Raw genomic sequence first — 25,227 nt, 5'->3', positions numbered from 1 at the left:
AACCCTGACGGTTTGGATGTGATTGGCAGCCTCAAGCACAAAGCAGGCTTGCATGCACGTTATAATGTCACATAAGGGGCGCGCTCACGACAGGGTGGAGACGTCATTGCAATATCCAAACACCAGCCGAGGCGCGCCCGCGCTTCTGGCGACAACCGCGCTTGTGCTGGGAACAGCCGGTCCGGCGTGGGCGCAGGCTACGGCCGAGAGCCGGCCGCAGACCAGCACGGAACAGCCGGCGCGCCCCGCATCGGACAACATCATCGTCACCAGCCAGGCGTTCAGGACGGAACAGGCGGCGTTGCCGGTGCGGGTCCTTTCCGGTGACGAACTGGTCCACCGGCGGCAGGGTGGATTGGGCGAGACGCTGGCCGGCCTGCCGGGCGTGCATCTCGACAATTTCGGCGGCGGCGCATCCCGACCGGTGATCCGCGGCCAGACGCTGCCGCGGATCGAGGTCCTGTCGGATGGCGCCAACCTGTTCGACGTATCTTCCATCTCGCCCGATCATGCGATCACCACCGATCCGCTGCTGCTGGACGCGATCGAAATCCAGCGTGGGCCGGCGGCGATCCGCTATGGCGGCAATGCCACCAATGGTGCGATCAACCTGATCGACAGCAAGGTGCCCAAGGCCATACCCGACGGTGGAATGAGCGGCGCGGCCGAGATCCGTTATGGCAGCGGCGACCACGAGAAGTCGGGTACCGGCCGCTTCACCATAGGGCTTGGCAGCAGCTTCGCGATCCATGCCGAAGGCGCGCTGCGCCGGGCTGACGACTACGACGTGCCGGACGCGTTTGGCACCGACCGATTGCGTGATTCCTTCGCTGAAAGCGGCAGCTACGCGTTCGGCGCATCATGGATCACGTCAAAGGGTTATGTGGGCGCCGCCTATTCTCGGGTAGATAACGAATATGGCCTGCCGGGGCACAGCCATGCCAACAGCGCCTGTCACGGTGACTATTATTTCGACAGGCTTGAGTTCCACTGCCGCCCGCATGGCAGCATCGGTTACAACGTCACGACCTCGGACGATTTGACCGCGTTCATCCGCCTGCGGAGCGAGCGGGTCGATGTGCGGGGCGACTATGACGACCTGCTGCCCGGCCTGGCGCATCTGCGCCTGCGCGGCTCCTACACCGATTACAACCACGATGAGATCGACGGGCCGACCCCGTTCGCCCGTTTCAACAACGAAGTATATGACGGGCGGGTGGAGCTGACCCACCAGCCGGTGTGGGGCTTCACCGGCACAGCGGGCTTCCAGTACACAGACGCCACGTTCAGCGGGCTGGACCTCAACGCCATTCACCGACCACCCACTGCGCGCGTAGGTTTTTCCGGAACGCTCCAGCGAGAGACGGAGAACATCGGCGTGTTCCTGAGCGAGGCGCGCAGTTTCGGCGATGTAGATGTTGAGATCGCTGCCCGTAAGGACTGGCGCACGATAAGGACGCCCATTCCCGGCCCGTTCTTCACCAATCTCTCGCCCGAGAACGAGGCCTACTATATCCGGACCTACGGCGCGGACTGGCGCCCGGCGCTGGAGGCTGACCAACGGACCTACTGGTCCGAAGACAATCCCGATCTGAAGCACGATCCGTTTTCGGCATCGTTCGGGGCGAGCTGGAACGTGCGGCCCGGCTTTGCCCTGGCATTGGCGCTGGCCCATACGGAGCGCGGACCCAGCGTGCGCGAACTGTTCGCCAATGGCGTGAACCTGGCGACCAACAGCTACGAATTGGGGCTGACGCAATCGCCGGCCGACTTCCTGTGGGACGAATTTCCCATCGACTTCGCGCCGAGCATGCCGAACCTGATGGAGGAAACGGACTCGATCAACCTGACCTTCCGCAAGCTGGGCGGTCCCTTGGAGTTCGAGGTCGGCTTGTTCTACCAGGATGTCAGCGACTACATCTTCGCCCGACTGATCCAGAGCAATGACGAGAATGGCGTGCGCGCCAACATGCTTGCCTACACCGCCGCTAATGTGGAGTTCAGCGGCATCGATGGGGAGGTCAGCTACCAGCTCACCCCGGCGCACCGGCTGACGCTGTTTGGCGACTATGTCGATGCCGAGCTGAAGAGCATGGATGACAATCTGCCGCGTAGTTCGCCAGGCAGGCTGGGCGCCCGCTATGAGCTCTCGGCCGGGCCAATCTCGGGCGATGTGGAATATTACCGCACCTTCGAGCAAGACGAGGTGGCGTCTTACGAGAAGGCCACCCCCGGCTACGACATGGTCAACGCCACGCTTGCCTACGGCTTCGACACAGGCCAGCTCCCTGGCTTCGAATTGTACCTGCGTGGCTTGAACCTGCTTAACGAACTGGCCTTCGTGCATACCTCGTTCGTGAAGGACCAGTCACCATTACGCGGGCGCAATGTGGTAATCGGCGCGCGCTATGCCTTCTGAACCGGTCAGCCGCAGGTCCATGGGCCTGCGGCCACTACCGACCAATCCGTAGAACAGGGTGGTCGAGGTCGCACTTCACCCGACGAGATGAACACGTGACCGCAGCTGGGAAGGGAGCAGCTGCCCGCGCTTGTCGGTGCATTGTCAAACCGGCTTGAAGTGGACGGAGCCGCCAACCCGTCCTGTGGGCAGGGTCATAATCGGCGGATCTATCGCACTAGCGCTGCTTACGCTGCTGCAGCAGCCAGAGGTATAGCGCAGGAGACTCATAGGCCGGATCCCAGGCATTGTGGCCCATGTCGGGGTAGATCGTCAGCCGCGACCGATGCCCGCCGCAAGCGCGGATGGCACGGGACATGGCGAAGCTGCCATCGGGCACCACCACATCATCGCGGTCGCCATGCAGCGCCCAGACCGGTACATCCACCAGCGCACACGCGGTGGCGGGATCGCCGCGGCCGGCCACCGGCACCAACGCGGCGAAGCGGCCCGGCTCCGCCGCGCCCCAGCGCCAGGTGGCATGGCCGCCCCGGCTGAGCCCGGTGAGGTAGATCCGGCCAGGATCGACCGGCAGCCGCGCCGTGACATGACGCAGGATGGCGTCCAGCTTGGCGATGTCCCAATCCTCCTCCGCCGGCAGTAGTGGGGAAATCAGGATGAAAGGGAAGTCGTGGTCGCGATCGGCGATCTTGGGCGGGCCATGCGTTTTGACCCGTGCGATATCGACCCCGCGTTCGCCTGATCCGTGCAGGAACAGCAACAGCGGCCAGCGCGTGTCACCCGCCTCGTCCAGCGCGCGCGGGATGAACAATTGGTAGGGGTAACCGCCTTCCACCAGCGCCGGTTGCGGGAACTGCCCTGCGGGCAGCGGCGCCGGCTCCGCCCCGGTGGCCGGCGGCGCGACGTAGGCGAGGAGCGGTGCCAGCATGGCGGGAAGCAGCAGGCGGCGAAAAAGGCGGGTGGCGGGGCTCATGCCAGCGTGAACTCACCCGAGACCCCCTCCGCCTCAGCCGAAGGGGCGATCCATAGCTGGAAGCGGCCCGGTTCCACCGTGGGTTCCAGGTTGGTGCCGATGAACAGCAGGTCCGCCCGCGACAAAGTAAAGGACACTGCCGTGCTCTCCCCAGGTGCCAGCGCCACACGGCGGAAGGCTTTCAGCTCCCGTACCGGCCGCGTGATGCTGGCGGTAGTGTCGCGGATGTAAAGCTGCACTACCTCCGTCGCCGCATAGCGGCCATTATTGGCGATGGTGGCGCTGACCGTCAGTTTCCCATCCCGCGCCAGCCGCCCGCCGCCGAGGTCAAGGGCGGAATAGCTGATCGTGCCATAAGTCAGCCCGTGGCCGAAGGGGAAGCGCGCGGCGTTGGGCCAATCGCGGTACCTGGCCTTGTATTCTTGCAGATTGCCCGGCGGGTTGGGTCGCCCGGTGCTCTTGTGCGCGTAGTGATACGGCACCTGACCCGTGGCGAAGGGAAAGGAAACCGGCAGCCGGGCCGAAGGCGCCACCTGCCCGAACAGCACATCGGCGATGGCGGGGCCATCCTGTGACCCCAGGAACCAGGTGACCAAGATGGCGGGGGCATCCAGCACCGGCTGTTCCAGCGCCAACGCGCGACCCGTGCGCAGCAGCACCACGACCGGCTTGCCCGTGGCGGCGACCGCTGCGGCCAGTGCCATCTGCGGCGCGGGTACCGCGATCTCCGTCCGGGACTGCGCCTCCCCCGACATGCGCTGGCTTTCGCCGATCGCCAGCACCACAACATCGGCGCCCTGCGCGGCGGCGACCGCTTGTTCGATGCCGCCATCCAGCGGCGCATCGATGCCGGAGCCTTCCGTCACCGTCACCAGCGCCGGGTCGGCCACGGCCATGCGGATGCCTGTGGCAAGGTCCACCGCCTCCGCATCTGTGCCATAGACGTTCCAGGGCCCGATCAGATCATGCTGGCCGGCGGCAAAGGGACCGATCAGGGCGATGCGGCGGCCGCTGCGAGGCAGGGGCAGCAGCTCGCCATCATTCTTCAGCAGCACGACGGAACGGCTGCCCGCCTCCCGCGCGAGGGCCAGGTTTTCCGCCGTGCGCACCTTTGTGCGTTCCCGCTCTGGATCGATGCGGCGGAAGGGATCGTCGAACAGGCCTAGGTGCACCTTCAGCGCCAGCACCCGGCGCACCGCCTGGTCCAGCCGCTTCATCGGCACCTCTCCCGTGGCCACCAGGTCGGGCAGGTGCCGGATGTAGAAGCCGCTCTGCATGCTCATGTCCACGCCCGCCAGGAAGGCGAGCCGGGTCGCCTCCCGCTCGTCGGCGGCGAAGCCGTGGGCGATCAGTTCCATGTCGCCGGTATAATCGGACACGACCAACCCGTCGAAACCCCACTCGTCGCGCAGCACCTGCGTCAGCAGCCACTCATTCGCGGTGGCCGGCACGCCGGACAATTCGTTGAACGATGCCATGGTGGTGGGTGCACCCGCCTCGAATGCGGATTGGAACGACGGGAAGTAGATCTCGCGCAACGTGCGTTCGGACACGTCCACCGTGTTGTAGTCCAGCCCCGCCTCCGCCGCGCCATAGGCGGCGAAATGCTTGGCACAGGCGGCGACGGCATCGGGTGCGGCGAGGCCGTTTTCCCCCTGAAAGCCCCGCACGCGGGCATCCGCCATGACGCGGTTCAGCAGCACGTCCTCCCCTGCACCCTCGATGCCACGGCCCCAACGCGCATCGCGGGCAACGTCGACCATGGGGGCGAAGGTCCAGTCGATGCCGGCGGCGGCTGCCTCCGCCCCTGCGGCCCGCGCGGTGCGGCGGGCGAGTTCGGGGTCGAAGCTGCCGGCCTCAGCCAGCGGCATGGGGAACACGGTACGGAAGCCGTGGATGATGTCGGCGGCAAAAAGCATCGGCACCTTCAGCCGCGATTCCCGCGTGGCGGCGATCTGCATTTGCCGCGCCATTTCCGCGCCGTTTCCGTTGAATACGCCGCCGATCCGCCCCGCGCGCACCTCCGCCACCTGCGCGTCGAAACTGGTCGCGGCGCCCGCCGGATTGAGCGAGACCGCCGCGCCGCCGGCCCAGGCGGCCGCCATCAGCGTCAACTGCCCGGCCTTCTCCTCCACCGTCATGCGGCCGAGCAGCGCCTCCACCGTGCGGGGCAGCGAGGTCCCGTCTACCGCCTGCATCGCGGCCCGCGCCGGGCTGGCCAGCCATGCCGCGGCGGCGCCGGCGCCCATCAGCACCGCGCGCCGCGATGTCCGGTAATGTGTCATGTTCCGCTCCCCTGGCGTGCCGCCCTTCGCTGTGTCGAGGCAAAAACAGCGAGCGGGTCCACGAAGGGTTCCGCCGCTGCGACGTTTGTCGGGAACATAGAGCCTGACCGCGCGTCCTGCGCACATGCGCCGGACCGCGCCTGACCATCAGAGTGGCGGGCGACGCAAGAACCATAAGATACGCAGCAGGGACAGACCATGAACAGCTTCACGACGCGCATCGCGCTTGCCAGCATGACAGCGCTGGCAGGCGGGCTGACGCTTATCCCCACGATCGCCCAGGCGCAGGTCGGGCAGGCTTCGCTGCGCGGCGTCATCACCGCGCCGGAAGGAAATCCGGCGGTGGAGGTCGCGGCGGTGGAAGTTAACACCGGCATCCGCCGATCGGTTGCGGTGGACGCTGGCGGGGTCTACAACTTCGCATCGCTGGGCGCGGGCACGTACCGGCTGGAAATCACCACCCAGGATGGCACCACCAGCAATTCCGATCCCTTCACGCTGAATGTCGGGCAGAATGCCGGGCTCGACATCGACCTGTCCGCCGGCCCCGATGCACCGGCGCAGGGCACGGGGACCGATGGCGTCGGCACCGAAAACGACACCGGCGCCGCGCCGACCACGACGGGCAACGAGATCGTGGTGACCGCCGGGCGCATCCGCGAATTGTCCGGCGGGCAGGTCGGCATCAACATCACGCAGCGCCTGATCGAGCAGCTACCGCAGAACAACCGCAACTTTCTGGCCTTCGCCGATCTCGCTCCCGGTGTGCGGCTGGTGGAGGAAGGCGGCGACGGGCAGGTTCGCATTCAGGGCGGCGCACAGCGGTCCAACAGCGTGAACGTGTTCATCGATGGCATCAGCCAGAAGGACTACGTGCTGAAGAACGGCATCACCGGGCAAGATTCCACCCCCGGCAACCCGTTCCCGCAGCTGGCCATTGGCGAATACCAGGTGCTGTCCAGCAACTACAAGGCGGAATTCGATCAGGTCAGCTCCGTCGCGATCACCGCGACCACCAAGTCCGGCACCAACGAATTCCACGGCGAAGGCTTCTTCGACTACACCGACCAGAGCCTCCGGTCCCGCCGCCCGACGGAGATCTTCCCGACCCGGATCGACAAGGTGGAAACGTCCGACAAGCAGTGGGGCATCGCGCTGGGCGGCCCGATCGTGCAGGACGTGGCGCACTTCTTCGGCAGTTACGAAGGCAAGCGGCAGCAACGGCCGGTGGACGTGATCCCAGGCAACGGCTTTGCCATATCCAGCCTGCCGTCGCAGTACCAGGGCCTGTTCGGATCGTTCAACAACACCTTCAAGGAAGACCTGTATTTCGGCAAGATCGACATCGTCCCGACCGATGCCGACCTGTTCGAGTTTTCCGTGAAGTACCGCGACGAGAGCGGCTTCCAGCTGGGCAGCGGCATCAACACCGTGTCTACCGGCGTCAGCAATAGGGTGGAGGAATGGCGTGGCCTCGCCCGATGGCAGCACACGGACGATGACTGGATCAACGATTTCCGCGTCGCTTACGAGGACGTGACCTGGTCGCCCACGCCTACCTCCTTCGGCAACGGGCAGCTGTTCCAGGCGACGCAGCGCAACGGCACCGCCATCAACCGGTTCGACATCTTCCGCACCGGCGCGGGCGCCAACTTCCAGGAGAAGGGGCAGAGCGGCTGGACGATCCAGAACGACTTCACCTGGACCGGGTTCGACGCGCACACGATCAAGGCGGGCGTCAAGCTGCGCTTCGTGAAGCTGCGCACGATCGAGCAGAACCTGCTGAACCCGCTCTACACCTATGACGTGAACCTGTTCGGGCAGACCAGCTTCAACGACAGCGTCCCTTACCGCTTGCAATTTGGCGCGCCCGGTGCGTTCGGCACGCCCGAGGTGGAATCCGACAATTTCCAGTTGGGCCTGTATCTGCAGGACGATTGGGACGTCAGCGATCGCCTGACACTGAATATCGGCCTGCGTTGGGATTACGAGGAAACGCCGGCCTATCTCGAGTTCGTGACCCCGGAATCGAACCTGGCGGCGGTGTCCCCGGCCAATTACCCCAACCTGCTGAACGCCGGCTACGACATCAACGACTATATCGGCCGCGGCTACAATCGGGAGGCGTTCAGCGGGGCGTTCCAGCCGCGCATCGGCTTCACCTACCGCATCGACGAGGAGGAGAACTGGACCGTCTTCGGCGGCTATGGCCGGTCCTACGATCGCAACCAGTTCGATTTCCTGCAGCAGGAACTGAGCTTCGGCGCCTTCCCGCAGCGCGATTTCCGCTTCATCGGCAACAACTCGCTAGCGTCGGAGGAGTGCGTCCCGTCTGCCACCTGCATCCCCTATGATCCGGTCTATCTGACGGAGGAGGGACGCCAGCGATTGCTGACCACCGCGGCCGGCGGCGGGCGGGAGCTGCGCTTCATCAACAACGACCTGAAGGTGCCCTATTCCGACCAGTTCAGCCTGGGCCTGCGCAGCCGCATCGCGGACCCGGTGCAGCTGGAAGTCGGCTACACCCACATCGAAAGCCGCGACGGCTTTGTCTGGCTGCTGGGCAACCGCCGGCCGGATGGCAGCTTCTTCTTCGACGACCCGGCCAGCACCACCGACACGCCCGGTGCCCCGTTCGGCTTCGCACCGCCGGGATTTGGCGCGATCATCCTGGGCACCAACGGGCTGGAAACCAATGCCGACAGTGCATACCTGAAGGTCACGAAAGCGTATTCCGCGTCCTCGCCCTGGAGCGTGGATGCGACCTATACCTTCACGGAGGCGGAGGAGAACCGCAAGTTCGGGGAGAACTTCTCGCTCGATTACGAGAATATCGAGGATTACCCCTTCCTGCGCTCCGTCGGCGTACCGCGGCACCGCTTCGTGGTGGCGGGCACCGGCGACCTTCCGCTCGGCTTCTCCCTGTCGGCGAAGTTCCAGATCGAATCGCCCCTGTATATCGTCAACCAGGTCGACACGTCCGTACCGTTCGAACGGCGCTGGCTGGGCGGTTTCCGCGAGGGCAACGGATCGCGCTGGGGCCGGCGGCAGCTGGACATGGCGCTGACGAAGTATGTGCCGCTGCCCTTCATCAGCGACATCACGCAGCTGCGTTTCCGCGTGGACGTGATCAACGTGCTGAACGACCGCAACTACGTCGATTTCAACGATGCGGTGGCGGACAACACCCGCACGGAAAGCTCGCCCACCGTGTTCGGGGAGCGGACCAGCTTCAGCATCGGCGGCAATCCGCCGCGCACCGTGAAGCTGTCGGCCGGGTTCAGCTTCTGATCCTGCCACAACGGGGCGGATGGAACGGCATCCGCCCCGCACAGTAAGTTGAGTTTGCCGGAGAGTTCATGCCCAGTCGCCGCCAGTTCGTTGCCTCCACTGCAATGGCGGCGCTTGCCGCGGGCTGTGCCAGCACCCGGGTCGGGACTGCGCCAGTCGCCCCGGCTGCCGCGACCGACCCTCTGGTGGGCGAACTGCAGCAGCGCACCTTCCGCTTCTTCTGGGACACGACCGATCCGGAGACGGGCCTTGCGCCCGACCGCTGGCCGACCCCGTCCTTCGCCTCCATCGCGGCGGTCGGCTTTGCGCTGACCGCCTATCCCATCGGCGTCACCCATGGCTGGATCACGCGCGAACAGGCGCGCACCCGCACGCTGGCTACGCTGGAGTTCTTCGCCAGCGCGCCGCAGGGCGACAGCCAGAGCAGCGACAGCGGATTCCACGGCTTCTTCTACCACTTCCTGGGCGTGACGCGCGGCCACCGCTTCGCCCGGTGCGAGCTGTCCACCGTCGACACCTCGCTGCTGCTGGGCGGCGTGCTGTTCGCGCAGAGCTGGTACGACGGCGACGATCCGCAGGAGGCGCGCATCCGCGCCCTGGCAGAACAAATCTATGCCGCGGTGGACTGGACCTGGATCACCCCACGCCCGCCCTTCGTGGCGATGGGCTGGCATCCGGAAAGCGGCTTCATACCGCACGATTGGGACATCTATAACGAGGCGCTGCTGCTCTACGTGCTGGCGCTGGGTTCGCCCACGCACCCGCTGCCGGCAGAAACCTGGGACGCCTGGACCGCCCGGTTCGACGCGCAATGGACCGACCGATGGGGCGGGGAGCCGCATTTGCACTACGCTCCGCTGTTCGTGCACCAGTACAGCCATTGCTGGATCGATTTTCACGGCATCCAAGACCGCTACATGGCGGACAAGGGCATCGACTACCACGAGAACAGCCGGCGCGCCGTGCGGGCGCAGCGGGCCTATGCCATCGCCAATACAGGTGGCTGGACCGGCTATGACGGGGAGGTCTGGGGAATGACCGCCTGCGACGGACCCGGCGACTTCCGGCAGGCAATCGGCGGGCGGGAGCGGCAGTTCTTCAGCTATTCCGCGCGCGGGCCGGGCGACCGGGACGATGGCACGATCGCGCCCACAGCGGCGGCGGCGTCCATCGCGTTCGAGCCGGAGCTGGCCAGCCAGGCGATCGCCGCGATGCATCGCCGCTACGGCTCCGCCATCTGGAGTGAATACGGCTTCCTCGATGCGTTCAATCCCACGCTGGCCGCGACGAACCATGACCTGACCCATGGCCGTATCGCGCCCGGCACCGGCTGGGTGGACCGCGATTACCTGGGGATTGACCAAGGCCCGATCGTGCTGATGATCGAGAACATGCGCACCGGCCTCGTCTGGGAGACGATGAAGCGCAATCCCCATATCCGTCGCGGGCTGGAACGGGCGGGCTTCACGGGCGGGTGGCTGGCATGAAACGCTTGCTGCTGCTGCTGCCGCTGCTGGTCATCGCCACGGCAGCAGGCGCGCAGGAGACCGTGCTGCTGGACGAGCTCGACCGGGCGGACGCCTGGGCCGCGAGCGGGTCCGACGGTGTGAGCGCTCAAGTGGCGGGGGAGGGCGGCGCGCTTTCGCTCCGGTACGATTTCAACGATGTGTCGGGCTACGCGGTCGCCCGGCGGACCTTGCCGATCGACTGGCCCGAGAATTTCCTGCTGACGCTGAAGGTGCGCGGCACCGGCGGGGTCAACGACCTGCAGGTCAAGTTCACGGATGCCGGTGGCGAGAATGTCTGGTGGGTGCAGCGCCCCGACTTTCGCGCGACCGGCGAATGGCAGACGCTGCGCCTGCGCCCGCGCGATGTGAGCTTCGCTTGGGGGCCGACCACGGCCAAGGCACTGCAGACCACGCAGGCGGTGGAGATCGTGGTCGTGCGTGGCCGCGACGGCGGTGCGGGGACGCTGGAGGTCGACGACCTGCGGCTGACGCCGCTGCCCCCACCGGGCCCGCTGCCGAAGCCGACGGCCAGCGACGCTGCCGTGCTGGACGGGAGCCGCGACACGTCGGTTTCGCTGGCACGCCCGCTGGTGCTGGACCTGGGTGGCCGCCGTGAACTCGGAGGGCTGACGCTGGACTGGGCCGCCGGAACCGGCGCCGATTACCGCGTGGAGGCATCGGACGATGGCCGCGAGTGGCGGCTGCTGCGCGCCGTGACGGGTGGCGATGGCGGGCGCGACCTGTTGCCGCTGCCGGAAACGGAAGCCGCATGGCTGCGGATCGTCGGCGACGATCAGGTACGCCTGGCCGAGGTCGCAATCATGCCGCGTGAATGGGCGGAAACGCCCAATGCGATCATCGCCGCGCTGGCGAAGGAGGCACCGCGCGGCACCTATCCCCGCGGCTTCAGCGAACAAAGCTACTGGACGCTGGTGGCCAGCGATGGCGGCGCGGTCAGCGGCCTGATCGGGGAGGATGGCGCGATCGAGGTCGCCAAAGGTGGCTTCTCGGTCGAACCGTTCATCATTGATGGCGATCGCGTGTCCGGCTGGGCCGATGTGACGGCCAGCCACCGGCTGGAGGACGGCTACCTCCCGCTGCCGCAGGTTGCCTGGCAGGGGGCAGGGTGGAAACTGGAGACATCCCTCACCGCCGACCAGGCGAACCCGCGCTTGCTCGCCCGATACCGCCTGACCAATAATGGCTATGCACCCCGCACCTTGACGCTGGCTCTGGCGGTGCGGCCGTTCCAGGTGAACCCTCCGGCGCAGTTCCTGTCGCAGCAGGGCGGCGTCAGCCCGATTTCCGCCGTCGGCTGGGATGGCACTCGCCTGGCGGTGACCACGCCGGCGGCCCTGCCGGGCGATCCGGTCGTGACCCGCCAGGTGGTGCCGCTCCTCCGTCCGCAGGCCGTCGCCACCCGGCCGTTCGATCACGGCGCGCTGGCACATCCGGCCATTGCCGATGGCACGGCGACGGTCGAGGATCCAGCGCACTTGGCCTCCGCCACCATGCGCTGGACCGTGACCCTGGCGCCGGGGCAAGGCTTCGACCTGCCGGTGGCCATTGGCGACGATGTGCCGGCAGACCGGGCCGCCTTCGATGCCGCAATCGCCCGTACCGCCGATTACTGGCGCAACGCGCTGGGCGGGGTGCAGCTGTCGGTGCCGCAGGACAAGCAGCCGGTGGCGGATACGATCCGCACCGCGCTGGCCCATGTCCTGATGAGCCGGGACGGCCCCGCGCTGAAGCCGGGCACCCGGTCCTACGCCCGTAGCTGGATCCGCGACGGCGCGATGATGGGGGACACGCTGCTGCGGCTGGGCCAGGTCGGGCCGATCCGCGCCTTTGCCGACTGGTACGGGACGAAGCTGTTCGCCAATGGCAAGGTGCCCTGCTGCGTCGATGCACGCGGCCCAGATCCGGTGCCGGAGAATGACAGCCAGGGCGAATATATCCACCTGGTGACGCAACTCTACCGCTACACCGGCGACCGTGCGGCGCTGGCCCGCGACTGGCCCAGTCTGGACGGGGCGCGCCGCTACATGGATGGGCAGCGCCTGTCCGAACGGACGCCGGCTAACCTGACGCCGAAACGTCGGATGCTGTACGGATTGCTGCCGCCGTCGATCAGTCACGAGGCCTATTCCGCCAAGCCGCAATACAGCCTGTGGGACGATTTCTGGGGCCTCGCCGGCTACAAGGATGCGGCGTTCGCGGCGGAAGTGCTGGGCAAGCCCGAAGCCGCGACCATCGCCGCGCAGCGCGACCAGTTCGCCGCCGACATCCATGCCGCCATCAAAGCGGCGGTGGATTACTGGAACATCGATTACATCCCCGGCTCCACCAGCCTTGGCGATTTCGATGCCACTTCCACCACCATAACGCTGGACCCTGCGGGGGAGCAGCCGCGGCTGGACCCGGTGCTGCTGAACCGGACCTTCACCCGGCAGGTAGAGCGGGTGCTGGGGCGCACTGCGAGGCACGCAGAATGGGCGGACTACACCCCTTATGAACTGCGCAACGTCTCCGCCTTGGTGCGGCTGGGACGGCGTGAGGAGGCGCATGCGCTGCTGGACGCGTATATGGCCGATCGCCGCCCGCAGGCGTGGAACGGCTGGGCGGAGGTAGTCGGGCGTGATCCGCGGGAGATACGCTTCATCGGCGACATGCCGCATGCCTGGGTCGCATCCGACTTCATCCGGGCCGCGCTGGATCTGTTCGCTTACGAGGATATCGGTGCGGACCGGCTGGTGCTGGCGGCGGGCCTCACACCCACCTGGCTGGCGGGCGATGGTGTCCGGATCAGCGGATTGCGCACTCGCTGGGGCACGATCAACTTTGCCGGACGGGAGCATAACGGCGGGCTGGAAATGTTGGTGACCGGCACCGCAGTGCCGCCGAACGGTTTCGCAGTGCCATGGCCTTTGTCTGGCTTACCGGGACGAGCGTTGGTGAATGGCAATTCGGTACCCGTCATTGACGGGACTTTGATCCTGCCCGCGGGATCAGCGACAATCCGTTGGGAGCCGCGCCGGGATTAGCTCGACGGCTTAAGCGGCCGGTCAGCGCGGCTGGGATAGGCGAAGGGATGAACTTGATCAGCACTTCGACCGACGTATCAGTCGCATGCGGATTACAAGCGCTGCTGCGTGTCCTTTCGCGAGCTCACACCTCCGCCCATTGTCGGCCGCGCCTACCGGGCAGTACCTTTCACAACGCTAGCTAAGTGCCAGACAGCTCTGGCTGCCGCAATGAACGAAAGGCCGGTTCCAGGAAGGCCGGAGGAGCGCCGAACGTCCGGTATGGGGTCGCCATAGCCGGAGAGCGGCCGGGCCGCTCACGCCCCATAGCCGTCATTCAGCGGCGCTCACGCGAAAGCCTTTCGAAGCCACCGCCGCAAGACTGTGCTTATAGGGAGCGTGAGTAAAAGGGTGTGATGCCCGAGGCGTGAAGCATCTGCTCCTGTCTCCTCGCACATAATGTTGGCAAACGTTGGCCAAAGGTCGCCGCGATCTCTTTGCTCCTCGGGGAGAGCCCGCAATAAAGCGGTGAATACGTCGCCTGCGGTTCGCCACTGACTGCATTGAGCGTCATCGATTGACACTCCGAAGTGCCGTTCCAAAGCTAAGAACGCGTCAACTTGGTCCCCGTCCCCGCCGAAACCGATGCTCTCCAGTTGCGCGTTAGGGCTGGTTGACATGCAAGAGGAATAGCAGCGTCTGAGGGCGACGATCAATGTCCGCATCCCACCCACCCCAAGCCATTCAAGCAGCTGATCAGGCGCACCCAAAGCCGTCGTCCGGAGACATGAACAAGTGGCGGCTTTCGGGAGGCGTCAAATTAGCGCTGAATGACCGGAATGGAGACAGGGTGGAGAGTGTATGGCAGTCACAGCCGTCCACGCAAAGCGCTCAGCCTTGGTCGCCTTGGCTTTCGGCTGAGCACGCTTGTTGACCGTGCGCCACCTGCATCGCTACCCGTCTACTCACCCGAAGGTGCGACGGCGGCTCCGGTCCATCCCCATGCGTTCATCATGATCCGGAACAGCTGGGTGTTGGGGAAGTAGCCGCGCACCTCCTCGGCACCTGCGCCGATGGCCAGGGCCGGTACCTCTTCTGCGGTGTGCGTGTCCTTCACCATCAGGTTGTCCAGACGCACCATCTCGTCCTTGTTGCCCGATGCCTTCCACGCATCATAGCCTGCTAGCAGCGGCTCCCCGCGTCGGCCGCCATCAACATGCAGGCCGAACGAATGATCGGCCGTAAACAGCAGCAGGGTATCGCTGAGATCCACGCGGCTCTCCACCTCCGCGATCAGCCGATCAAAATTGGCCAGGTTCTCCAATCCCTCCTGCGGATCAGGTGTGTGAGCGTCCCATTCTACCACCAGAAAGTAGCCGCTGGGCGACTGTTCCAGCAGGTCCAGCGCCTTGAGCGTAGCAAGGCGTACATCGATCGCGTCGCTGACCACGATCGGTCGGCTATCGGACGCCGGAACGTCGGCAAGCATTGCCCGGATCGGGCGATGATACCGCGTTCCTAGCTGATCGAAGCTGGTGCCGTTCGCCGCCAGCTGCTCGCCGATCTCCTGCCGCCCAGCGCCGATCAACACATCGACGCCGTTGCCGAAGCGCGGTGCCAGGGCCTGCGGGAAGATGTCGCCCCACCGCGACCGGTCGTTCGCATGGGCGTAGGTTGCGGCCGGGGTCGCATCGGCGATCGACTGGCTGGAGATGACGCCGGTCAGCAGGCCGCGTTCCTCCGCATGTTCCAGCAGGGTCTTCAGCGGCGCCCCGTCCCGCTGGCCCCGTACGGCATCGGGCCCCTGACTGATCACGCCGTTGCGGGTCTTCGTACCGGTCACGATGGCCGTCATGCCATTGGCGGAGTCGGATACGAAGCGGTCCACCGGCGATGTCTCGCTGAGGCCCAGATGCGGCCATTGCTGGATACGCAGCTTCAGCGGTTCGTTATAGGCCATCAGGCTGGCGGCGTTCAGCACCGCAACCCCAGCGGCATCGGCCAGGAACAGGATGACGTTCCTGGCGCGCGCCCCCTGTGGCGGCGACTCCGCCGCAGAGGCGGGAGCCGGCTGCGGCGCGGCTTCGTTGGCCTGCGCGATCGGCGCCACGGACAAGGCAGCGGCAATGGCGGACGGCAGGAGACAGGCGGTAAATCGGGTCATCTGGAAGTGTCCTTCTGCTTGCTGCGCCATCAGAACTTGGCGCGCACGCCGACGTTTACCGTGCGGCCGAACGTGTGGATTTCGCTGAAGCGATCGCGGGTGCCGGCATAGGAGACCTGCCGGCTGTTCAGCAGGTTCACCACCTGGCCGAACAGTTCCATGTTGGGCACGACCTGATAGCTGGTGCCAAGGTCGACGATGCCGAACCCGTCCTGGTAGAACGCCTCCACGTCCTCCAGCACCGGCAGCGACGTGACGAGCGCGCCGGCATCGGTCTGGTAGGCGCTGCGCCAGGTGTAGCTGACGTTGATCTCGAACGGGCCGTGCTCGAAGAAGGGCGTGATCGAGAAGCTGGTGTCCGACACGCCCTGCATCCCCGCGGACTGGACGCCGGCATCGGTCAGGTCCAGCTCCAGCTTCGACGTGGCGAAGGTGGCCGTGGCAGTCAGGCCCAGGCCGATCGGCAGCCGGTTGGTATAGCCAAGCTCGATGCCGGTGATCGTCGCATCGCCGACATTGACCGGGGTGGCCACCAGGATGTCGACCGGCACCGTCGACCCGTCCCGCACGGCGAAGGCCAGGTTGCGCACCTCGAAGTCGGAGGCGATGTAGTCGCTGATCTCCTTGTGAAACGCCGCCACGGTGAAGCCGCCGAACTCCTCGAAATACCACTCGAACGACGCGTCGAGGTTCCACGAGGTGTAGGGCATCAGGTTCGGATTGCCGCCTGCTGCGGTCAGGTCCAGCGTGTCGTCGGCCAGGGCCGCGGCCCCTTGCGCGAAGATGTTCGCCACCGTCACGGAGTTGGTGTTGATTGAGTTGCGCAGCTCCGACAGGGACGGGCGCGTCATCGTCCGCCCCGCGGCCAGACGCAGCAGCATATTCGGCCGCAGCTCGAAGCTGGCGTTCAGGCTGGGCAGCCACTCCTCATACGCCGCCCCAGTCAGGGATGGCGTGACTTCGGTGGTGACCGCCCCGTTGCTGCCGGTGACCGGCGCCACGGTGGTCCCTTGCACGCCGGTCTCGGTGCGGATGAAGCGCAGGCCGACATTGCCGGTCATCGGCACGTCGCCGAAGGCAGCCTCGAAATCGGCGCGGACATAGGCGGCGGTGATGTCCTCGTCGATGCGGTAGGAGTTCTGCAGGTCGGCCGCGGTCGGCGCCAGATCATCGGCATCGGGGCTGACATCGCCCCATTCGCTGCCCAGCGTGTAGGACTTGCCGAACAGGTTCCAGTCCACCGTGGCCCAGTTCTGGAACCGGTCGATCGACTGGTCGAACGCATTGCCCGGCGCCGGGTAGGACAGGAACGCGCCGGTGCGCTGCACCCCGTCGCGCAGCACCGTCCCGCTGCGATCGCGGCGCTGATAGTCGCGGTAGCGGTTGGAGATCTGCCCGCCGACCTTGATGCTGGTCAGCTGCAGGCCGGCAAGGTCGGCATAGAGTTCGCGCGTGATGTCGATTACGGCGGTCTTGTCCTCGTCCCGCGAGTTGATCGGCCGCACGGTGAAGCTTTCGAACGGCATCAGCGCCGGGTTCGTCAGGTCGAGGTCGGTGTAGAGCGCGTTGATCCTGGCGTCGTCCGCGACATCATTGCTGAAGTCGAAGGTCAGGTTGCCGCCGCGGCCATTGGCCGTGCGGTACTGCACGCGGCTGATCGGCGTATCCAGATCGCTGGTGGCGCGGGCATAGCTGACGCGCGGCTCGATCCGCCAGTCGCCCAGCTCCCAGCGCAGCCGCGCATTCACCTGCAGGTTCTCGTGCCGCTGGTCGAGATATTCGCTGTAGTTGCGGATGCGTCCGCCCCGGATCGTCCCGGCGACCAGCCGGCCATCCTCCACCACTGCGCTGCCGAGGTCGAGGCGGGAGAGCTGGGTCGGGATGTAGTAGGTCAGCCGCCGTTCGTAGGTCTCGTTGTTGAACTGCGAGTAGAGGCCGTCGACATCCAGTTCCAGATTGCTCGCCGGGCGCCATTGCAGGCCCAGCACGCCGCTGATCCGCTCGCGGTTCTCCTGCTCCAGATAGGGCTGCATGTCGCCCGGCACCTCCAGCGAACCCAGCCCGGGAACGTCGGCCGACACCCAGCCGCCTCGCAAACGGTCGAACTGGACCTCCCGCTTCGAATAGGAGATCCCGGCCAGCACGCCGAACGTCTCGTCCGCATTGCGCCACCCGCCTGATAGCGTGCCGTTCGGGTTCACCGTATCGGTGCGCTCCTCGTACCCGACATAGGCGTTGGCGGCGAAGAAGCTGTCGCGGTCCAGCGGGTTGATCAGCCAGATGTCGACAGTGGAGCCGACGCCCGTTTCCACTAGGTCGGCGGTGGGACTCTTGATGACAACGATGCTGTCGATCAGTGTGGCCGGCAGCACCTGCAGGCGAAACTGGCGGCCGGATTGGCCGGAATTGCGGATGTTCTCGTTGTAGGCGAGCGGCATCCCGTCAAAGGTGACGGCCTGGAAATTGGGGCCGAGGCCACGGACGGAAATGAACTGCCCTTCGCCCGCCTCGCGCACGATGGTGACGCCGGGAACGCGCTGCAGCGCCTCCGCCACGTTCATCGCCGGCAGCTTGCCGATGTCGGCGGCGACCACCGCGTCCGAGATGGAATCGGCCTTGCGCTTCACCTCCAGCGAACGATCCACCCCGTCGGAGAACCTGGCGGTGACGACGATGGCGTCGTCCTGCCCTTCCGCTGCCACCGCGCTGGCAGCCGCGCCCGCGCCCGTGTCGGCCGACTGATCGCCGGGCCCGCTACCTGCCGCGTTCCCCGCCGCCGCGGCGGTAGGGCGCACGATGAGCGCCCCGGAACGATCGCGCACCACGGTCAATGCGGTGCCGGCAAGCAGGCGACGGGCGGCGCTTTGCGCATCCATGGACCCGCGCAGGGCAGGTGCCCGCAGTGTTGCGACGTTGGCCTGGGTGAATAGTACGTCCGTGCCGCTCTGCCTGGCGAGTTGCTCCAGCGCCGTGGCCAGCGGGCCTGCGGCGATGTCGATGGTGGCGGTGCGTTGCTGAGCCTGCTGTGACTGTGCCTGGGCCTGTGCGGCCGCGCCCACGGCTACCAAAGCCAGCGCGACCGCAGCCGAGCGCCCAAGACGGCGCTTGAAGCTGTACATGATGATGATCCCCGATCCACGCGCCCCGACCGGGCGCCCGCCTGCATGACGCCGGCCAGCGGGTTTTCCTCACCCCGCCGGTGACGATTTATTTGCCTCGGGTCAGGACAGGGAGGAGATCAGCACGCGGTCCGCACGTGCAACGACGGCGACCGGCAGCAGGAGCGACAGCGACCGCGCAAACCCTTCGGGATCGCCCACCCGGTACACGCCGCTGACGCGCAGGGCGCCGACCGGGCCGTCGGCGATCATCAGCGGTCGGTCTGTGTAGCGGTTCATCTCCGCCGCCGCCTGCGCCAGGGTCTCGTCGCGAAAGGCGAGGCGCCCTTCCTGCCAGGCGGTCAGGTCGGCGATCTGCGGCTGGTCATATCTGCGCCCGCCATCGGCGCTCGCCGCCACCCGCTGTCCACTGCGCAACGCAGTCGCACCGCCATCGCTGCCCAGCCGGACCAGCCCGTCCAGCACCGTCAGCGCCAGCCGGTCGTCATCACGCCGCAGGTCCAGCCGGACGGGCTGACGCAGCGTGACGGAGGCGTCGGCCAGCGCACCGCCCAAATCCAGCAGGAAGGGCCGGGGATCGGCCGCGACCTCCAGCCCGATGCGCCCGGCGGCCAGTTCCAGCCGCCGTTCCTGCTCCGTTGCGCGGAAGCGGATGCGGGTCTGCGTATCGAGCATCACCGACGTACCGTCCGCCAGGCGCAGGCGCCGCTGTTCGCCCACCGCCGTGCGATAGACGCCCGCCTGCACGCGGTCCCAGCCGATGAAGGCCGACCCGGCGATCAGCGTCGCCAGCCCGCCGACAAGCACTGCCCGGCGGTGGTGCTGCACGGGGTGGCGGGGGGCGAGCGCAGCCAGAGTGCCGGGGGCCAGCCCGCCGACCAGGTCCCAGGTTGCTGATGCGTGTTCGAAGGCGCGTGCATGGCGGTCATCGGCCGCCAGCCAGGCACGGAACTGCGCCTCGTCCTGCTGTGTCCGGTCATCCGCATGCAATCGCGCCAGCCATGTCGACGCCTGCCGGGCCGGCGAAGGCGGCGCGCCCCGGTCGGGGTCGAATGGATTCACGTCACCATGTCTCCATCCACACGGCCAATTGCTCCATCGCCTTGGCGATGTGCTTTTCCACCGCGCTCTGACTGATGCCCAGGTCGTGAGCGATCTCGCGGTATTTACGGCCTTCCAGCCGGTGGAGCAAGAATATCTGCCGGGTGCGCGGGCTCAGGTGCTCGATCCCCTTCCGCAGCCGTTCCAGCCGGTGGCGGGCGATCAGCGCCTCGTCCTGCAGCGGGTCGCCATGCGCCAGCGTCCCCTCGACCACGTCCAGCGGCAGGCCTTCGCCGGTGCGTCGTTCCCGGCGGGAGACGTCGCGGGCACGGTTGGTGGCCGCGCGCGCCAGATAGGCGGCCGGGTCCACGATTGCCGCGCGCCCGCCATCGCCCGCACCATGGGCGTCCGCATTGCCCTTCATCTGCTGCCGCCGGGTCATGCCGATCCACGCATCGTGCAGCAGGTCTTCCGCATCCTGCCGCCGGGTCATGCGCGCAATCTGTTCGCGCAACCGCACCCAATGGCCGGCCTGCAACCCGCTCCCCATCACCTGTCTGCCCGCGCCCATGGAGGGCGCGCTAAGGAGGCAATTGAACATTCGTGTGACAGCGCGGCGTTTGCCGGCCATCTCGCACCGGCGGTTATCGTGATCGATCACGAGCAGGCGCCTTAGCATCGCAGGGCGTGGCACTGCTCAGCCGCCCAGACCCTGCCTGTCGCAGTATGCGTTGAACGTCGGAAAGCGACCGCAAGCCCTCAATGAACAAATGACCGGTCTGGAGAAGGAGCGATATGGCTTGGAATGTCCGACTTGAGGTCAGCCGGGCGATGCGATCAGGCGCATGACGTCCTTGTTTCTGCTGGTGCAAGGCGAGGCCAGACTAATTTCGGCGAGCTCACCTTGGCTCTGGGCCAAAGCTTAATTGGCTCCGCAAGGGTAGCGCATTACACTGTCTCACATGTCGGGGTGGAAGATCATATGCTAGACAGAAGAGCTGCCTTGGCGGGCATCGCTACTGGCGCGCTGATCGCCGGTTCTGAAGCACCTACCATGGCCCGTGCCGCATCACAGCCTCCCACCAACGAACTGCTTCTAGCGAACTCAAACTTCCAGGTTGCGTTCGACCGGAATACCGGCGCGCTGACCTCGATCGTCAACCCGACAGACCCTGCCGCCATGAGCTGGATCGGCGGACCACAGAACGCACCGTGGCAGCCGCGTTCCTCGCTGTGGGGCCTTGGCTTTGCGGACCTTGGTGCCGCACAGCTGCATCGCGGGCGCTGGAGCGAACCGGTTTCGATCCACCAAAGCGGGGAAGGCGAGGTCACCAGCGCCTACCAAACCGGTGCACTGACCGTCGAAGTCACGCGCAAGCTCGTCGACGATGCGCTGGAGGAGAGCTACACCTTCCGCAACATCGGCGATGCGCCCATCCCGATGCGGGAACGCGGCAAGGCATCGCTGGCGATCTACCTGCCGTGCAACGACCATTATACGAGCGCCGCTGACGTGCAGGAAAACCGCGCCCATGCCCACATCTGGACTGGCGGCTCATCCTCCTGGATTGCGATGCTGCGCATGGGCGGGCGCGGGCCGCACCTCGGGCTGGTCCTCACCCAAGGCGCACTCGATGGCTACAGCATCGAGGATCGCGATGCCGTGACGCTGTCCAACACCCGCGGAACGATCCTCATCCATCCGGCGATCAACGAACTCCAACCCGGGCAGAGCGCGTCGGTGGGCTGGACCATGTTCTGGCACGGAGGATGGGACGACTTCTTCGCCCAAGCGCTCCGCCGCTCGCGGCAGATGGTGCGCGTTGATGCATCGGACTGGACCAGCTTTCCGGGCGAGACGGCCACGCTGTCCTTCCAGGGACAGCTAGGATCGTCACCCACCCTGTCGGTAGGCGACACTTCCGTTCCGCTGCGGCGGACCACCAGAGGCTGGCAGGCGGAGCTTGCGGCCGGCGATCCCGGAGAGCGTGTCGTCACCCTCCGCTATGGCGACGGGCTGACCACGCGCGCCGTGCTCAACACCGTGCCGGACCTGCGCGCCACCATTGCTGCCCGTACGCAGTTCATCGCCCGGCGCCAGCAATGGCACAAGGCTGGCGATCGGTGGGATGGCGCCTTCATTGTCTTCGACAACGAAGCAGACGTGCCCGCCAGATGGGAACGGTCGAGCGATCGCAATAGCGGGCGGGAACGGGTCGGCATGGGTGTGCTGCTCGCCAGATGGCTGGCCATGGAGGAGGCACCGGCTGAGGAGGTGCGACGCTCGCTGGATCGTTACTATAGCTTCGTCCGCGACCACCTTCAGCGCGAAGACGGCTATGTGTTTGATGATGCGGACGAGCCGCGCAAGCGCCTCTATAATTGGCCCTGGGTCATGCAGCTGCATCTGGCCATGGCCAGCCTGACCGCGGAGGCGGAGCCGCTGCACCGCTTCGTCACCACGGTGGAAAGCTTCTACCGCGAAGGTGGCACCGACTTCTACCCGATCGGACTGCCCGTCGCCGACGGTCTGGCGGCGCTGAGAGCCGCCGGCATGGAGGCGAAGCATGCACGGATGCTGGCCTTGTTCGAGGAGCATGGCGATCGTCTGGTGCAGCGTGGCACAAGCTACCCTGCGTCGGAGGTCAATTACGAGCAGTCGATCGTAGCCCCGGCCGCGCTCATCCTGCTGGAATTACACAAGGCTACCGGCGCCGCGAAGTGGCTCCGGGGCGCGCAACCGCATGTAGCGTTGCTGGAGCTGTTCGAAGGCCGGCAGCCCGACCATCATCTGCACGGCATCTCCATCCGCCATTGGGATGGCTACTGGTTCGGCAAGGCGCGGATGTGGGGCGACACCTTTCCCCATTATTGGAGCGGCTTGAACGCTCTTGCCTGGAACCTGCTGGCCGATACGACGCGAGATCCGCGCTGGCGGGGGATGTCGCGCACGACGTTGCGCGGCAATCTCAGCCTCTTCAGCGCCGACGGCCATGCCTCGGCCGCGTTCATCTATCCCACCATGGTCAATGGTCGCCCAGGCTATTTTGCCGATGCCTACGCGAATGACCAGGACTGGACGCTTGTCCATGCGCTGCAGCTTGGGATGGGAACGGCTTAGAACTGGCTCGTGGTCGGTCGAGGCGTTCGCCCAAGCAGCTTAGATGTCGATGCCGTAGCCATTCCAACCCGCTCAAAGGCACATGCGCTCGATCAGGCTCGCTGATGCGGTACAAGTGGCCACCTGAACCAATGTCCGGAACTGGTTACCGGCCGACAGGATCTGAGTGGCCGCTTTGGGGTCGCCGTGCCGTGAAGCCGCAGCGCAGGTCACGCCCCCATCATGGACGTTCAAGCTAAAGCCGCCGTTCGTCCAACGCGACCTTTCCCGTTGCTCCATCTCGAGCGTCGATTTGAGGCAAGGGCAATCGGGAACAGGTTCCGGGGAAATCCGACTGTGGCGACGGCTCAGGTGTCACCGCCGAAGCCGCTTTCCCACTCATGGTTTCTAATCGGGACGGCCCAAGCCTAATCTCGATCTGGTGCGCCAAGCGGGAAGTAGTGACGAAAGCGCCGCGCCTCGTCCACCGAGCGCGCGAACGATGGCCTCTCGAGCAGTCGAGTACGATAGTCGGAAAGATGCTTGTAGCGTTCAGGAATGCGGTGCGTCCAATCCGCGTAGAACAGCGAGGGCGCGGCAGCGCAGTCGGCAAGCGTGAAGGTTTCGCCTACTGCCCAAGTGCGACCGTTCATCCGCTGGTCGAGCCAGGCGTAGCTGGTCTCCAGCATCTTGCGCGCTTCCTCTAAGCCAAAAGGGTCGCGATCCTCGTGCGGACGCAGTGCATCGGACACGAACTTCTGCTGCGGCGACATTACGTAGTTGTCGAGGAAGCGGTCGAGCATCCGCACCTCGACGGCCCGGTCCGGATCGTTGGGGATCAGCCTGACCGGTCCCGGGTACTGGACGTGCAGGTGTTCGATGATGATTGACGCTTCCAGGATCACGCGCCCGCCGTCGCGCAGGATCGGGAACTTCTTCATCGGCCACAGCGATGCAAGCTCCTCCCCGACGCCGGCATCCTCCATCATGCGATAGGTAAACGGAATGTCGTTCTCATAGAAGGCGATCAGCGCCTTCTGGCAGTAGGAGGAGAACGGGTGGGCGAAGAGTTCGAGCGTCATGCGAATGCCCTCGCTTCCCGGCCTTCAAGCATCGCCACCAGATTATCGACGTGCCAGGTAGTGCCATGCTCGCGCCCCTGCACGGCCTCCAGTCCCCCGGAGAAGTAGGAGCCCTGCTCCGTGTGGATCAGCTTCGTAGCGCTGCCCTCCGGCCTGATCTCGATGGTCTGCAGGGATACAGACAGCTTTTCGCCGCCGTGGAGCAGATCATAAACGAGGACGATGCGTTCGTTTTCGACAATGTCGTGGTAGGTGGCCTGGAAGTCGGTCACCAGTCCACTCGGCCAGCGCGCATGGAAGCGCTCTTTGCCGCCCACCCGGAAATCGAGGTCACGGGCGAGTATCTCGGCATCGGAAGGCGTCTTGAACCAGGCAGCCTTGGCCTCAAGACTTGTATAGGCCGCAAAGACCCGGCTGGGCGCAGCACTTAACTGCCGCTCGATGACAAAGGTCGCGTTGGTGACGGTCATTCATCCTTCTCCGATGGGCGGCGGTTGCGTCAGATAGGCTTCCAGTTGGTCGTACTGTTGCTCCCAAAATCTCTTGCGTTCGACGATCCAGCGCTCGACCTGAGCCATCGCCTCGGCCTCCAGAAAACAAGTACGAACGCGACCCTCCTTACCGCTTCTGACAAGACCTGCCTCCTCCAGGACCTTCAAGTGCTGGGCCACGGCGGAGAGGGTCATCGGCAGCGGCTTGGCAAGCTCGCTGACGGAGGCCGGGCCACGGCTCAGGCGTTCGACCATCGCCCGACGGTTGGGATCGGCAAGCGCGTGGAACGCCCGGTCAAGCGGCTGCGACTCATACTGTAGCATCTGCTTAAGTGTTGTAAGAGGGCGGCTTGTGTCAATAAGGGTGACGCAGCGCAGCAGCGGATTTCTCGTTTCACCATCCCTCGCGAGGCAAACCGCCAGGCACGCGCTGCGCCCGTTTCAACAGCCTCGATCGTGAAGTGAAATGAATGAGCGGCGGCTTTCGAGGAGCGCCGAACACGCCTGCAAATCAGCAATCCTCAGATACCCAGCAATGAACGCTCGGATAGTCTGAACCTCATACGGTTCATCAACGCACTCGACGAAAGATGTGTCTGCCACGCCGTGGGGGCTGCTGTTGGGCGCTGCAATGGGAGCTCAGCGGTGAGTCTCATTTCGAGCTGGGAGAACTGTCTCCCATAGAATTGGGGCCTACAGAGCACAAAGGTCGATAATCTATCTTATGTAAA

The 25,227-nt window shown here is 65.7% G+C and carries 14 protein-coding genes; 5 read left to right on the top strand and 9 right to left on the bottom strand.

Annotated elements, in window-relative coordinates; genetic code table 11:
* The first annotated feature begins 163 nt into the window (after nucleotides 1-163).
* Nucleotides 164-2,419: a TonB-dependent receptor gene (locus tag V5740_RS14230; protein ID WP_347304552.1), complete on the top strand. Its 2,256-nt coding sequence runs from the start codon at nucleotides 164-166 to the stop codon at nucleotides 2,417-2,419.
* A gap of 217 nt (nucleotides 2,420-2,636) precedes the next feature.
* On the opposite strand, the gene V5740_RS14225 is transcribed toward V5740_RS14230, so the two are convergent.
* Both V5740_RS14225 and V5740_RS14220 read right to left on the bottom strand, forming a co-directional pair.
* Nucleotides 2,637-3,392, bottom strand: coding sequence for a hypothetical protein (locus V5740_RS14225; RefSeq protein ID WP_347304551.1), 756 nt, complete (start codon nucleotides 3,390-3,392; stop codon nucleotides 2,637-2,639).
* The gene (locus V5740_RS14220) at nucleotides 3,389-5,677 is read right to left on the bottom strand and encodes a glycoside hydrolase family 3 N-terminal domain-containing protein (RefSeq protein WP_347304550.1); all 2,289 of its coding nucleotides are present in this window, start codon (nucleotides 5,675-5,677) and stop codon (nucleotides 3,389-3,391) included. The genes V5740_RS14225 and V5740_RS14220 overlap by 4 nt, the downstream gene beginning before the upstream one ends.
* A 198-nt stretch (nucleotides 5,678-5,875) precedes the next feature.
* Between V5740_RS14220 and V5740_RS14215 the strand changes: the two genes are divergently transcribed.
* From V5740_RS14215 to V5740_RS14205, 3 genes are all read left to right on the top strand, one after another.
* Nucleotides 5,876-8,968, top strand: a complete 3,093-nt coding sequence (locus V5740_RS14215; protein WP_347304549.1) for a TonB-dependent receptor — start codon at nucleotides 5,876-5,878, stop codon at nucleotides 8,966-8,968.
* 68 nt (nucleotides 8,969-9,036) lie between these two features.
* Nucleotides 9,037-10,455 carry a glucoamylase family protein gene (locus V5740_RS14210; RefSeq protein ID WP_347304548.1) on the top strand — a complete coding sequence of 473 codons (1,419 nt, stop codon included), beginning with the start codon at nucleotides 9,037-9,039 and terminating at the stop codon, nucleotides 10,453-10,455.
* Nucleotides 10,452-13,520 carry a discoidin domain-containing protein gene (locus V5740_RS14205; protein ID WP_347304547.1) on the top strand — a complete coding sequence of 1,023 codons (3,069 nt, stop codon included), beginning with the start codon at nucleotides 10,452-10,454 and terminating at the stop codon, nucleotides 13,518-13,520. The genes V5740_RS14210 and V5740_RS14205 overlap by 4 nt, the downstream gene beginning before the upstream one ends.
* A gap of 940 nt (nucleotides 13,521-14,460) precedes the next feature.
* Here the strand turns inward: V5740_RS14205 and V5740_RS14200 are convergent.
* From V5740_RS14200 to V5740_RS14185, 4 genes are all read right to left on the bottom strand, one after another.
* Complete coding sequence (locus tag V5740_RS14200) at nucleotides 14,461-15,663, bottom strand: alkaline phosphatase (protein WP_347304671.1); 1,203 nt, start codon at nucleotides 15,661-15,663, stop codon at nucleotides 14,461-14,463.
* A 29-nt stretch (nucleotides 15,664-15,692) separates the two neighbouring features.
* On the bottom strand, nucleotides 15,693-18,782 hold the full coding sequence (locus tag V5740_RS14195) for a TonB-dependent receptor (RefSeq protein ID WP_347304670.1): 3,090 nt from the start codon (nucleotides 18,780-18,782) through the stop codon (nucleotides 15,693-15,695).
* Between the two features lie 102 nt (nucleotides 18,783-18,884).
* A complete protein-coding gene (locus V5740_RS14190) occupies nucleotides 18,885-19,844 on the bottom strand; it encodes a FecR domain-containing protein (protein ID WP_347304669.1) in 960 nt (319 codons plus the stop codon).
* 1 nt (nucleotide 19,845) lies between these two features.
* On the bottom strand, nucleotides 19,846-20,394 hold the full coding sequence (locus tag V5740_RS14185) for a sigma-70 family RNA polymerase sigma factor (protein ID WP_347304668.1): 549 nt from the start codon (nucleotides 20,392-20,394) through the stop codon (nucleotides 19,846-19,848).
* Nucleotides 20,395-20,877: 483 nt separating this feature from the next.
* Between V5740_RS14185 and V5740_RS14180 the strand changes: the two genes are divergently transcribed.
* The gene (locus V5740_RS14180) at nucleotides 20,878-22,944 is read left to right on the top strand and encodes a hypothetical protein (RefSeq protein WP_347304667.1); all 2,067 of its coding nucleotides are present in this window, start codon (nucleotides 20,878-20,880) and stop codon (nucleotides 22,942-22,944) included.
* Between the two features lie 407 nt (nucleotides 22,945-23,351).
* On the opposite strand, the gene V5740_RS14175 is transcribed toward V5740_RS14180, so the two are convergent.
* The 3 genes from V5740_RS14175 to V5740_RS14165 are packed head-to-tail and all read right to left on the bottom strand — an operon-like array spanning nucleotide 23,352 to nucleotide 24,820.
* A complete protein-coding gene (locus tag V5740_RS14175; protein WP_347304666.1) occupies nucleotides 23,352-24,005 on the bottom strand; it encodes a glutathione S-transferase family protein in 654 nt (217 codons plus the stop codon).
* Nucleotides 24,002-24,475: an SRPBCC family protein gene (locus V5740_RS14170; protein ID WP_347304665.1), complete on the bottom strand. Its 474-nt coding sequence runs from the start codon at nucleotides 24,473-24,475 to the stop codon at nucleotides 24,002-24,004. Before V5740_RS14170 ends, V5740_RS14175 begins: the two co-directional genes overlap by 4 nt.
* A complete protein-coding gene (locus V5740_RS14165) occupies nucleotides 24,476-24,820 on the bottom strand; it encodes a metalloregulator ArsR/SmtB family transcription factor (RefSeq protein ID WP_347304664.1) in 345 nt (114 codons plus the stop codon).
* Nucleotides 24,821-25,227: the final 407 nt, after the last annotated feature.

The organism is Croceibacterium sp. TMG7-5b_MA50 (genome assembly GCF_039830145.1).
In the GTDB taxonomy this organism is placed as follows: Bacteria; Pseudomonadota; Alphaproteobacteria; order Sphingomonadales; family Sphingomonadaceae; genus Croceibacterium.
This window is presented reverse-complemented; position numbering and strand designations above follow the sequence as displayed.